This is a genomic window from Nostoc sp. JL33, assembly GCF_017114985.1.
Taxonomy (GTDB): domain Bacteria; phylum Cyanobacteriota; class Cyanobacteriia; order Cyanobacteriales; family Nostocaceae; genus Nostoc.
The window spans coordinates 67369-79680 of record NZ_JABXKP010000021.1; the positions used below are offsets into that span (position 1 = coordinate 67369).

Sequence of the window (12312 nt, forward strand, 5' to 3'; positions counted from 1 at the left end):
TATTTCAATAATCTGGAGGGTTTTTCTATTTTCCTTGGTTTTAGCCCAGAAGCTTTGAACTTAGTAATTCATATCAAGGAAAAAGCAATAGTTCATCTACTGGGGTATTGTTGCTTTCCTGAAATTATTGAAAGGATAGGTCGTATGTGCCTCCACGCTCAAGCGCACGTTTGTAAGCAGGTCGCGCATGAATACGCTCGATAAATTGTTTGAGCTTTGGCCGGCTCTCGACCTCTTCTTTGAGCCTGGCGATTTGTTCAAGGGGAAAGCTCATTTGGATATCGGCGGCGGTAAATTCCTCACCCACAAACCACGTACTTTTACTGAGTTCGCCTTCTATGTAGTCAAAGTGAAGTTTGATCTGGGGCGCAACGAATCCGCTAACGGCGCTGCTGTCTCCTGCCCCGAAATTGTTCAATACCAGCCGCATCACCAGCAGTGGCATTGCAGAGCCTTCGGCGTAATGCAGCCAATACGTATAGCGCAGATGCTCTGGCGTACCCGATGCCGGGACTAGCCGACCATTACCGTAGCGATCAACTAGGTATTCGATGATCGCGCCCGACTCAGCGATCGTCACGTCTGCATCTGTGATCACTGGTGACTTGCCGAGCGGATGGATTTGGCGCAGCGACTCTGGTGCCAGCATCGTCTTTGGATCGCGTTGATAAAATTTTATCTCGTATTCGATACCTAATTCTTCGAGCAGCCATAGCACACGCTGCGATCGCGAGTTGTTAAGATGATGAACAACGATCATAAAACCTTCCTCTTTTGCAGATGTTGTCAAACACAGAATAATTTTATCAGTCAAAATTTAACTAATACTTAAATAGTTGCTGCATAAAAATCTCATTTGTTTCATTTATGGCTTTAATCATTGCCGGAGAACGTAGTGGGGTGGGCAAGACAACAGTCACGCTCACCCTTTTAGCATCTTTACGTCGTCGCGATCGCCTGGTGCAATCTTTTAAGGTAGGCCCAGACTACATTGATCCGATGTTTCATCAACACGTAACTGGTCGCGCTTGTCGCAATTTAGACCCTGTACTGACTTCCGAAGCCTACGTTCAGCAATGTTTTGCCCGTTATAGTCAACTGAGTGAATATGCTTTAGTGGAAGGGGTAATGGGGTTATTTGATGGAGTGAAGGGGAGTAGGGAGTGGGGAGTGGGGAGTAGGGAGTGGGGAGTGGGGGAAGAAGAATTAATAACCAATGCCCAATGCCCAACAGACTTTGCGAGTACGGCACACATTGCGCGGCTTTTAGATTTACCTGTGGTGTTGGTGATTGATTGCAGTCGTTTATCTGGTTCTGTAGCTGCGATCGCTCACGGCTACCAGTCTTTTGATCCCCGAATTAAAATAGCTGGGGTAGTATTAAATCGCGTCGGGAGCGATCGCCACCTCTGTCTTTTGAAAGATTCTCTAGAACCCTTACAATTAGATATTCTCGGCGTACTGCGGCGTCAAGATAACATCACAATTCCCGATCGCCATTTGGGTTTAGTACCCACAGCCGAACTTCTCGAACTCAACGCTTTAATTGATCGCCTCGCCGATTTAGGTGATACTTGCTTCGATTGGCAACGCTTATTACCTTTGTTAAAATCTGAACCTCTCCCTCATCCCCCCCATCCCCCCCATCCCCCATCCTTGGTTAGGATTGCAGTAGCCCGCGATCGCGCTTTTAATTTTTACTACCAAGATAATCTCGATTTGCTGCAACAGCTTGGTGCAGAACTGGTTTTCTGGAGTCCCTTAGAAGATGCTGGCATACCAAAAGATGTGCAGGGAATGTATTTTGGGGGTGGTTTCCCAGAAGTTTTTGCCCAGCAATTAGCAGAAAATACCAGCGTTCGTGATGCAGTGAAAACGGCAATACTTAAAGGAATGCCGACAATTGCCGAATGCGGAGGATTGATGTATTTGTGTGAGCAAATTATCGATTTTGAGGGTAAATCTTGGTCGATGGCGGGAGTTTTACCGACATCTGCTGTGATGGGTGGGCGTTTAACTTTGGGCTATCGTCGTGCAGTAGCTTTGCAAGATAATCTCTTAGTTAAGGCAAATACAACTGTTTACGGACACGAGTTTCATCGTTCCCATTTAACTTTAACTGCCACTGAGCCTTTATTTGAAACTTCTCGCTACGATTGTGAGGAAAATATGGGATGCGAGGGATGGGGTTTACCTGCAAATGTTCATGCTTCTTATGTTCATCTGCATTGGGGAGAAAGTGGAGAAATTCCCCAGCAGTTTCTTAAAGAATGTCTGAAAGTAGCATCTTCAGGAAGCTGGATTTAAGCCAGCACCTAGTAACCGCGTCTAGAGGTTCTCGTAGTACAGCATTTCATTAATTCGTAGCGACGCACCTTTGCCATTAGTTTTGTGAAGAAATATTACAAGAACTAATGCCCTGTGTAAAACACAGGCATAAATCTCCGAGTAATAGGTAGCAACTCCAAATAACAAGTTTTGCAGCAAGTTTCTAGCACACTCTAGTACAGCATGGCGTAAATAAACCTACTATTTGATTACAGCCAGAAAGCCCAAAATTAAAGCTTTTTGACTTTTGACTTTTGAATGCGTGACTTCCGGCTTGCGGTACTAGTCTTCTGTCAACAGTTCTAGAGATTTGTGCCCAGACATAAGAAACAAGGAACTTTAACAACATTAGAGGAGAAAATGATGAAAACGCTCAACTAAGTAGGTAGGCGGGAAAATTCATAACTACGTCATTCCTCCTCTCTACGAACGCGAACAGCGTGTCGCAGACAGACGCTATTCGCGATCGCAATCACAGTTATTCTCTCATTGGAAATTGAAGAAGAATTCAGAAGTCAGAATTCTTCTTCAACCAATTTTCCCCTGATCTAGAAATAGAGGCTTGACTTTGAAAGAGATTTTGAAAACTCGGTATCAATTTGGCTTTCTCGATGCAAATTAAAGGTATAACAGCTTACCAGCAGTTTGAGGATGGAAACTAATCTTTAAAACCTCATTCAGTAATTGCAAGGAGTGGAAGTATGGTTTCTTCTAGCAACGGTATTTTAGAACAAGGCAATTTTCAAGTCACACTGCCGCATATCTGGGATCATGATATAAGCGATGTCTACGACCAGCAACTCTTGTCTACGAGAGGCTGCGCCAAGGAGACGCTACGTGAACCCTTACGCCAGCAGAGTTTTTTAGCCTTGCAGAGAACCAATACAGCGTTAGAGTTAAAAGTGCAAGAGCTTTTAGCTCAATTAAGTACTGCTAAAGAGCAATTTTGCCGTGAGAAAGCTTCCGATCACCAGACACAGACAGAATTAGAAAAGTCCCTTTCTTTGCTTCAGACAACTTTAGATTCCACAGAAGAATTATTGTCAGCGATCGCTCCTCGACTGGAAAAACACGTTGCCTCAAAGCAGTGGGGTTTGGCTAAATATCAGCGAATATCAGAACCACAGAGGCTCTTTCCTACTTACCCTCGACTAAAGGAAGTTTTTGACTATATCGAAGCTAATTATCATCAATCGATTGGTTTAAGTAACGTAGCTGTTGCAGTTGGTTATTCCGCAGCTTATTTAACCAATCTAGTGCGACGCAAAACGGGAAAAACAGTAAATGATTGGATCTTTGAACGCCGGATGCTAGCTGCGCGTACTTTGCTTCTGGAAACCAACCAGCCAGTTAATCAGATTGCTTGTGCAATAGGCTATCAGTATGAAGGATATTTCTTTCGTCAATTTCGCCAGTTTCATGGTACTACGCCTCAAGCTTGGCGTAATACTCAGCGTTCTAATGTTAGTGCCAATCACTAGCAACATAATGAATAGTTTTAACAACAAAATGTGCATTGTACCTAAAAATTTTATTTTCTACACTACTAAATATAGGAACGCAAATTGATTCTTGAAAGCATACTAAGACTAAAAGCTTTATCCAACAATGCTCATATCTTGGAAACCTTTCAGTAATTAAACCGGATTCCTATTAAGACAGCTTACTTTTCAAACAAAGTAGCTTGTAAAAGGCCGATATTAAGATGCTTTAGCCATCTTATCGGCAAATATAGCAGTCCTAAATCATTTGTGAAATATTTTTGGAGTTAGCTGTCATTAGTCATTTGTCCTTTGTAATTGCAAATGACTAATGACCAATGACCAATGACCATAACAGAAATTTTCACAACTCAAATAGGATTGCTATAATTCCACATCAACATCAATCTAGAAAAGGAAAGTGGCAATGTTAAACACCAAAGAACATTTTAATCAACTTGATGCAATTGCAGTAACAGAACTTGACAATGAGACTGCTGCTGCTATTCAAGGCGGTGCGGCATTGGAACTCTACAAAGATACTGGTGTTTTGGGTGCTTCAGGTTTGCTAGGCAGTTTCAACATTGGCGGCAGGGCTACACTGAGTTCAAGAGCAAACGACGAGATTAGCTCGGTTCTAATTAAGGATGGTGAATGGGAATTTTACGAGAATGCGAATTACCAGGGTAGATCCATAACCTTCAAAAGGGGAAGGTACGACCTTGGTTTTTATCCCTTGGGCTTTGGCAGCAGTTGGAATGACAAAATCTCATCTTTCAAACGAATCGATTGAGCCAGCACTTTTGCTAAACGCTCAGGACTCTGATCAAACAAACTGATTAGACCAGTAGAACATTTAAGGCGATCAAGATTTTCTCTTTTCCCCTTGCTCGCCTTTCTCTCTAACAAAAAGTAACACAACACATTTGTGGTCGATTGTTTTGAAAGATGCAAGAAGCGTACCTTTCCAAAAATCAATAACAGATATAGAACCAACAAAGCTAGATGGCTTGAGTTTTGACGATGAAATACCAAATTGTACTTCAACACAGTGAAGAAGACTGCGGTGCTGCTTGTCTAGCTACTATTGCCAAACACTACGGACGCACCTTTGCCATTAGTCGAATCCGGGAAGCAGTTGGTACAGGGTCACTAGGAACCTCTCTGCTAGGGTTGAGACGGGGTGCTGAAACTCTAGGATTTAACACGCGTCAAGTCAAAGCCTCGGTGCAACTGCTCGATCAATTAAATAAAGCCCCTCTACCTGCCATTATTCACTGGAAAGGCTATCACTGGGTCGTTTTATACGGGCAAAAGGGGAAAAAATATGTCATTGCTGACCCTGGTGTAGGTATCCGTTACCTCACCCGCGAGGAGTTGCTAGAAGGGTGGGGCAATGGCATCATGCTGCTGCTAACGCCTGACGACAGCCGCTTTTATCAGCAATCAGATGATAAAATTGGCGGCTTTGGACGTTATCTGATGCGGGTTTTACCCTATCGCGCTATTCTCATCCAAGCGATCGCAATCAACATCGCCATCGGGCTGCTTTCGCTTATCTCTCCCTTAATGATGCAACTGTTGACCGATGACGTGTTAGTGCGGGGAGATACCCAGCTGCTAACCGTGGTGGCAATTGGAGCGATCGCGATGAGTCTATTTAGCAGTGCGATCGGTTTGGTACAATCTCACTTAATTGGTCACTTCGGCCAAAGGTTGCAATTAGGGCTGGTTCTAGAATACGGGCGACAACTCCTGCGCTTGCCCTTATCGTACTTTGAAGGACGGCGCAGCGGCGAAGTAGTCAGTCGGATTGCCGATGTCAATCACATCAATCAGCTAGTTTCTCAAATTGTCTTGGGTTTACCCAGCCAATTTTTTATCGCCTTGGTTTCCTTGGGTTTCATGCTCTTTTACAGTTGGGGACTGACTTTGGCTTCCCTGGCTGCTTTTATTATTGTCACCCTCGTAAACCTGCTTTTTCTCCCTGCTTTGCGCCAGAAAACCCGCAGCGCGATCGTGTTGGGTACAGAAAACCAAGGCTTTCTCGTTGAAACTTTTCGCGGTGTCCAAGTGCTAAAAACTACCCAAGCTACTCCCCAAGCTTGGCAAGAGTATCAGGCAAATTATGGTCGGCTTGCTAACTTGGGCTGGAGTACGATGAAGCTGGGGCTTTACAGTGGCACAATTACTAATATTATTTCTACTTTTACTAGTATTGCCTTACTGTGGTTAGGCTCATACTTAGTAATTAATCGTACTTTGAGCATCGGTCAGTTGCTGGCGTTTAGTGGTATGAGTGGCAACTTTCTCGGCTTTTTGGGTTCAGTCATCGGCTTAGTTGATGAGTTCATCACTGCCCAGATTGTCATCCAACGCCTGACGGAGGTGATTGATGCTACCCCAGAAGACGAAAAGGACGAGAAAAAGCCTTGGGCAGAACTTAAAGGCAATATAGATATTACTTGCACCAACCTTAATTTCCACCATGCAGGTAGAGTTGACTTGCTGGAAGATTTTTCGCTGATTATCCCTGGCGGTCAAGTCATTGCCTTGATTGGGAAATCCGGCTGTGGTAAAAGCACCCTCGCCAAACTACTTGCAGGTTTATATTTCCTCCAATCTGGCAATATTCGCTATGGCATCTATAATCAGCAAGACCTCTCGATGGAATGCTTACGGCAACAGGTAGTTTTAGTTCCGCAAGAGGCGCACTTCTGGAGCCGATCAATTATTGAAAACTTCCGTTTCAGCTATCCTCAAATTGCCTTTGAACAAATTGTAGAGGCTTGCTCTATTGCTGGTGCAGATGAGTTTATTAGTAAACTGCCCGATAAATATCAAACTATTTTAGGTGAATTTGGCGCGAATCTTTCTGGTGGACAACGACAGAGATTAGCGATCGCTAGAGCTATAGTTACTGACCCGCCGATATTAATTTTAGATGAATCGACTGGCGCTCTCGACCCAGTGAGTGAAGCCAAACTGCTAGATAGACTGCTATCCCATCGGCAGGGCAAAACCACAATTATGATTAGCCATCGCCCGAAAGTCATTGGGCGGGCTGATTGGATTGTACTGCTGGAAGAAGGGCGTTTGAAAATCCAAGGCACTCCAGAGGCTCTGCGCCATCAAGCTGGCGAACACTTAGACTTCTTAGACGGCGTTGACTCATTTACAAATGGTTTAGTACCCAAATCCTCTAATTCTCACCTGAACGGCAAATTAAGCGCAATCACCAAATAATACCGTCATGCTTACCCATCCCAACCCAGACTACCTACCCCGAATTCAAGACAACGAGTTTCTGCCGCCACTTGGTCGTTGGACTACTCTGGGCGGACTAATGTTTGTCTGTACTCTAGGGCTAGCTGTTCCACTTGCCTCTATTACCAAATATAAAGTGACAGTTAAAGGACAGGCTGTCGTTCGCCCTGCTGGTGAATTGCGGCTCGTTCAAGCTGCGACGGAGGGTCAGGTGATGCGCGTCTTTGTTGCAGAAAATCAAGTTGTCAAAAAAGGAGATGTCATTGCTACTATTGACAACTCGAAGCTGCAAACCAAAAAAAGCCAACTGCAAAGTAACATTGGGCAAAGTCGTTTACAAATTATTCAAATCAACGCCCAAATTAATGCGATTAATAACCAGGTTGTAGCTGAAACTGAGCGCGTCAACCGTGTGATCGCTGGGGCTGAAGCTGAATTAAGCGGTCGCAGTCGAGACTTTCAAGATAAACTTATTACCACCGCTACTGATGTTGAAGAAGCAAAAGCCAATGTAAATGCAGCGATCGCTGGTCTTAAAGCAGCCCAGTCAAAGCGGAATCGATACGAGAGTGTAGCCAAAGCAGGAGCCTTGTCTCAAGATCAATTTGAGGAAGCACAACTAGCTGTTCGCCAGCAAGAACAAGCTCTTCAGGCGGCTAAAGCCAAATTGCAACACTTCCAAACTGCCCTTAATCCGAGTAATGCAGAAGTTGCGATCGCTTCTCAACGCATTGCCCAAGAAAAAGCTACGGGTCAAGCCAGCATTGCTACATTAGATAAAGAACGCCTTGCCCTGATCCAGCAACGAATTGAAATCCAAAAACAGCTAGAGAGCGACACCCGCGAACTCCAACAAGTAAATATCGACCTTAGCCAGACTGTGATTACTGCCACAGCAGACGGGATCGTTTCTAAGTTAAACCTGCGAAACTCAGGTCAAACTGTGCCTGCTGGACAGGAAATTGCCCAGATTGTCCCCAGTAACGTTCCCCTGGAGCTTAAGGCAGTGGTAGCACTTCAGGATAAAAATAAGTTGAAACAAGGTCAAACGGTACAAATGCGGGTTTCCGCCTGTCCTTATCCAGACTACGGCACTCTCAAAGGCAAGGTTAAAACAATTTCCCCAGATGCGATTGCACCTCAAGCCAATGCTACTACCACTGGTTCCACAACACCTACCAGCGAAAAAATAGCAGGTGTTGATGCCTTCTATGGGGTAACGATTCAGCCAGAAAGCCTTTCTTTAGGTAAGCACAATCACCAGTGTGCGCTCCAATTGGGAATGGAGGGTAAAGTCGATATTATTTCTAGAGAAGAGACTGTGCTGCAATTCTTTCTGAGGAAGGCAAGGTTGATCGCAGACTTATAAGGTTATCGATGAATTAGGATTCACTCTCTACTAAAAGCCCCCGGATTTGTCCGTGGGGAATGCGTTACACTCATATCGTCATTCAATTTGCGAATCAGACGGGATAACTCACGAATGATATTCACTGCAATTTCGGGAGTTTCTTCGATCGCATCATAAAGTTGCTCTTGCGTCAGTTCTAAAAATTCACAAGGTTCCAGAGTCGTTGCCGTGGCAGAACGAGGTTGAGTATCAAATACTGCCATTTCACCAAAGTATTTTCCCTGATCCACCTCTGCAAGTAGTTTATTCCCAATGTGAACTTTAACTCGACCTGACACGACAATATAGAGCGATCGCCCTTCTTCTCCCTGTCGAAAGATGGTGTAATTAGCTGGAAATGACAATTCGTTCATTACTGAAGTCAGCCGCACAATAAAATCATCCCGCAATTCCTTAAAAATCGGGACTCGCCGGACAAATAATAAACGATCAACACTGGTTAGCATAATTACATGTTAAACATAAAACATTACTGTAAATTTTCAAACTGAAGCCACGCAATTAGTCATATTAACCGATGTTGAACGCTAACGGCCAAAAATATCTCAAAATTTACCGACAGAAAACTACTTAGCACCTCTTGAATAAGAGCGATGCCTACGGCGGTAAACTACGCACACAAGCTTCTCAAACAATAGCTCAGTATTCGGTATTCTCTCGTTCCCATAAAGAGCATAGGAATGGTTGCTGACGGGGCTGCTGCTTCCAGTCAGACATTGAGCCAGAGTCTCAATGAATGCATTCCCATGCGGAGCATAGGAACGAGAATAACATAATGGTAAAGTTATCAATCACTTTTATTTATCCTTTTAAAAAACAAGAGTATTTGCTCTTATTTGGTTGCAAGCCATAATATTGAGTTCATGAGTTCCCAAGGTACCTTGCTGAGAAAAAAATCACCAATTTCATTGGAGGCGTAGTTTATCGCCGCAGGTATCGCTTCTAAAAATTGGGGAACTGCCTAATGACTAACAAACCTCGATTGGTTGTCGTTAGGTAAAACAGTCACAAAATCTCCTTATCTGCGCTCACATCGAGGAGTAGAGAAGGACTAAGACAAACAGCATTGAATTATTGTGAGTAACAATTATGACTTGGCTAATTAGTACATTATTTATTGGAATCTCTGCCGCTTTTGCAACCACCTTTGATGACAATTTATATTTGACAGCCTTCTTCGGAAAAGTCAATCGCAGCTTTCGTCCTAAGCATATTATTATTGGTGAATTTCTGGGATTCACTGCCTTAGTGTTTGCTAGTCTCCCTGGTTTCTTCGGGGGTATGATTATTCCAACCACCTGGATTGGTTTGCTAGGTTTGCTTCCCGTCGCCATTGGTATCAGTAATCTCATCAGTCGAGAACAAGAGGAAGAGACAGTGCAAGCTGTGTCAGTTGACTTAACCTCTCCTACCAAATCTGCACGCCAGAAGAAATCACTATTAGCAACCATACGTGATCCGCAAACTTATCGTGTTTCGGCTGTCACCGTTGCCAATGGAGGAAACAACATTGGAATTTATGTACCGTTGTTTGCCAGTAGCAATCTTCCAAGTTTGGGTGTAATTCTGTGTGTTTGCTATTGCACTGTTGGGGTGTGGTGCTTACTATCTTACAACCTGACTCGTAATCCGATGATAACTCCGGTTTTAACTCGCTATGGTCGAAAAATCTTCCCGTTTGTCTTAATTTACTTGGGACTCTCTATCTTAATTAAAAGTGAAACATATCGACTTTTACCTAGTCTGGCAATGCTTTCCAATTAAGTATGAGGCGATCGCCTATGGTGGAAGTTTGGCGCGATGTCTAAGGACGGGCTACACCTACGCACCCGCTCGTAAAACTCGAAATTATTGATGGGTGCTATATCCCTGATTTAACCAAAAAAATCAGCGATCGCTTGACATCCCCAAAAATTTTTTAATCACCTGAATTTATCAATTTGAATCAAAATAATATTTGCTCTTATCAATCAACTTATCTAAAGTGAGAATAAAGCACATTATTGATGGCTTCTATAAAAGCAAACCCACCACAGCGAATCATCATAGGAAGAAACTAATGAACCAATCAAATTCTAAAAAATTAACTCAGTGGATCGTAACAGCAGTATTTCTGGTACTTGTAGCAGGATTTTCTCTGCTTGACCAGCCCAACGTTAGAGCTTTAACACTAACACCATCTATACCTACGGAATCTGAACTTGCTCCAGCAATATCTCCCGATACATTACCAATGGAGTCTTTACCAGCACCAGTAATATCTCCGGTTGTATCCCCAATAGTGTCTGTAGCAGCAAATGTTAGACATTTACTACAAACCAATGAATGTGTCGGCTGTAACCTGACTGGAGCAACGCTCAAGGACGCAAACCTGCAAGCAGCAAACTTGGAGGGTGCTAACTTACAAGATGCAGACTTAGAAAGGGCTAACTTACAGCAAACAAACTTACAAGGGGCTAACTTTCAAGGAGCAGATTTAGGCAAGGTAAACCTTTTGGGAGCAAACCTGTTGGGAGCAAACCTATTTGATGCAGACCTAGAGAAAGCCAACCTGATGGGAGCAAACCTGCAAACAGCTAACCTACAGGGCGCAGACTTGGAAAAGACAAATCTCACAAATGCAAACATCCAGGGGGTTAACCTGATGGGGGTTGATTTGGAAGATGCAATCAGACCTGAAGGATTCACTGTTCAGTAATTAAACTGAAGTTCTCTGTGCAAATGTACTAAATAGCCTCAAAAGCCTGATTCAGTAATGAATACAGGCTTTACTTTTTAAAACGTGAGTTCGACGGGATTTTTCTACTAACAGGATACCGTTACGTGGGCTTTTTTGCTTTTTAGACAGGCTATTGTACTTTCAACCTGAGTAAGTCGGCGTGAAAAAACCAAACTATGTTTTGAGTAGGGGAGGTTTGAGGTGTTTTTTAGATACGCGAATTATACCACTTGTATTCGTTCAGACAATTTTGATGCGATCAAACAGGAAGTCACGCGCTTGTTAGAACAGGAGCCAGACTGTCTGCGTATTCCCCAGCCTCCTCAGCTTGTATGCGATCTGGATAAATATCTGTGGGAAGTAATTGTACGCGAACTGGGAATTGTATGCTTTTTTAATGGAACGGGTGGGTGGATTGTTGGCTTGTTTGCTGGTAAGGGCGGTTGGACGATTGTTAAGACTTGGCCAGTCGATCTGCTTTGTGCGCGAGCAGAAGGTGCTAGTCGTCCCCGGCTATCAACCCTGGCAATGGAACTAGGGTGTGATGCTTTTCATTTTTGGGTGACTCGTGACATCAACTGTGTGCTACTGGAAGCTGATGCCACAGGTCGCATCTTCATTTCTGGTTCGGCTGACAATGAAGAAGGTAAAAGCTATGAGTTTTACGACGAACAAATTGATGCGCCAGACATAATCACGCAGTTTTCCCTATTAGAGGTATCACAATCAATGCAGGCGGCAATGCGAGTGTATGAAGATCCAGAAATTGCAAGAATAGAAGTTGAGTACGAGCGGCTGTTGGTAGAAGCTCCAGATTCAGAGTTATTATTTAACTTAGAAGATGAAGTATTTAAGGGTTATGCCGAACGCATTGATAACGCTTTGGCGGAAGTAATAGACAAATCTAAATCCTGGTATGTGGATTTAGCTTACGATGTCTACACAAAACCACAGAGCTTAGAAGCCAAAGGAGTACTTTTGCTGTACTTTCAACCTCCAAGTACGTACAATCCTCATCCCGTCATCCTGCTACCACCTGAGCCTCTGTCTGAAGATGATGATGATGAATCTTTCTAATATTTCCTTTTCAGAATAAGAGCTTGAGG

10 protein-coding genes are annotated in these 12312 nt (G+C 43.6%); 8 read left to right on the top strand and 2 right to left on the bottom strand.

Annotation, left to right across the window (positions count from 1 at the left end):
- Positions 1-124 precede the first annotated feature (124 nt).
- Positions 125-760 (bottom strand): glutathione S-transferase family protein, encoded by a 636-nt coding sequence (locus HWQ23_RS04765; protein ID WP_375466502.1) that lies wholly within the window; start codon positions 758-760, stop codon positions 125-127.
- 107 nt (positions 761-867) lie between these two features.
- Here HWQ23_RS04765 and HWQ23_RS04770 point away from each other — a divergent pair, with 107 nt between their 5' ends.
- From HWQ23_RS04770 to HWQ23_RS04790, 5 genes are all read left to right on the top strand, one after another.
- Positions 868-2307: a cobyrinate a,c-diamide synthase gene (locus tag HWQ23_RS04770; RefSeq protein ID WP_292824298.1), complete on the top strand. Its 1440-nt coding sequence runs from the start codon at positions 868-870 to the stop codon at positions 2305-2307.
- Positions 2308-3029: 722 nt separating this feature from the next.
- A complete protein-coding gene (locus tag HWQ23_RS04775; protein ID WP_292824301.1) occupies positions 3030-3809 on the top strand; it encodes a helix-turn-helix domain-containing protein in 780 nt (259 codons plus the stop codon).
- Positions 3810-4236: 427 nt separating this feature from the next.
- Positions 4237-4602: a beta/gamma crystallin-related protein gene (locus HWQ23_RS04780; RefSeq protein ID WP_292824304.1), complete on the top strand. Its 366-nt coding sequence runs from the start codon at positions 4237-4239 to the stop codon at positions 4600-4602.
- Between the two features lie 230 nt (positions 4603-4832).
- A complete protein-coding gene (locus HWQ23_RS04785) occupies positions 4833-7055 on the top strand; it encodes a peptidase domain-containing ABC transporter (protein WP_292824307.1) in 2223 nt (740 codons plus the stop codon).
- A gap of 7 nt (positions 7056-7062) precedes the next feature.
- Complete coding sequence (locus tag HWQ23_RS04790; protein ID WP_292824310.1) at positions 7063-8445, top strand: HlyD family secretion protein; 1383 nt, start codon at positions 7063-7065, stop codon at positions 8443-8445.
- Between the two features lie 20 nt (positions 8446-8465).
- Here HWQ23_RS04790 and HWQ23_RS04795 read toward each other — a convergent pair whose 3' ends face one another.
- Positions 8466-8933, bottom strand: a complete 468-nt coding sequence (locus HWQ23_RS04795) for a cyclic nucleotide-binding domain-containing protein (RefSeq protein ID WP_099104163.1) — start codon at positions 8931-8933, stop codon at positions 8466-8468.
- A 643-nt stretch (positions 8934-9576) separates the two neighbouring features.
- Here HWQ23_RS04795 and HWQ23_RS04800 point away from each other — a divergent pair.
- The 3 genes from HWQ23_RS04800 (at position 9577) to HWQ23_RS04810 (ending at position 12283) form a co-directional block, all read left to right on the top strand.
- Positions 9577-10251, top strand: coding sequence for a cadmium resistance transporter (locus HWQ23_RS04800; RefSeq protein WP_292824316.1), 675 nt, complete (start codon positions 9577-9579; stop codon positions 10249-10251).
- A gap of 295 nt (positions 10252-10546) precedes the next feature.
- Positions 10547-11185, top strand: coding sequence for a pentapeptide repeat-containing protein (locus HWQ23_RS04805; RefSeq protein WP_292824319.1), 639 nt, complete (start codon positions 10547-10549; stop codon positions 11183-11185).
- A 222-nt stretch (positions 11186-11407) separates the two neighbouring features.
- Positions 11408-12283, top strand: a complete 876-nt coding sequence (locus HWQ23_RS04810; RefSeq protein ID WP_292824322.1) for a hypothetical protein — start codon at positions 11408-11410, stop codon at positions 12281-12283.
- The last annotated feature ends 29 nt before the right edge of the window (positions 12284-12312 follow it).

What these genes read in the sequence shown, in the direction of transcription:
- HWQ23_RS04765 (WP_375466502.1), bottom strand. Translation starts at nt 760, where the DNA reads ATGATCGTTGTTCATCATCTTAACAACTCGCGATCGCAGCGTGTGCTA.
- HWQ23_RS04770 (WP_292824298.1), top strand. Translation starts at nt 868, where the DNA reads ATGGCTTTAATCATTGCCGGAGAACGTAGTGGGGTGGGCAAGACAACA.
- HWQ23_RS04775 (WP_292824301.1), top strand. Translation starts at nt 3,030, where the DNA reads ATGGTTTCTTCTAGCAACGGTATTTTAGAACAAGGCAATTTTCAAGTC.
- HWQ23_RS04780 (WP_292824304.1), top strand. Translation starts at nt 4,237, where the DNA reads ATGTTAAACACCAAAGAACATTTTAATCAACTTGATGCAATTGCAGTA.
- HWQ23_RS04785 (WP_292824307.1), top strand. Translation starts at nt 4,833, where the DNA reads ATGAAATACCAAATTGTACTTCAACACAGTGAAGAAGACTGCGGTGCT.
- HWQ23_RS04790 (WP_292824310.1), top strand. Translation starts at nt 7,063, where the DNA reads ATGCTTACCCATCCCAACCCAGACTACCTACCCCGAATTCAAGACAAC.
- HWQ23_RS04795 (WP_099104163.1), bottom strand. Translation starts at nt 8,933, where the DNA reads ATGCTAACCAGTGTTGATCGTTTATTATTTGTCCGGCGAGTCCCGATT.
- HWQ23_RS04800 (WP_292824316.1), top strand. Translation starts at nt 9,577, where the DNA reads ATGACTTGGCTAATTAGTACATTATTTATTGGAATCTCTGCCGCTTTT.
- HWQ23_RS04805 (WP_292824319.1), top strand. Translation starts at nt 10,547, where the DNA reads ATGAACCAATCAAATTCTAAAAAATTAACTCAGTGGATCGTAACAGCA.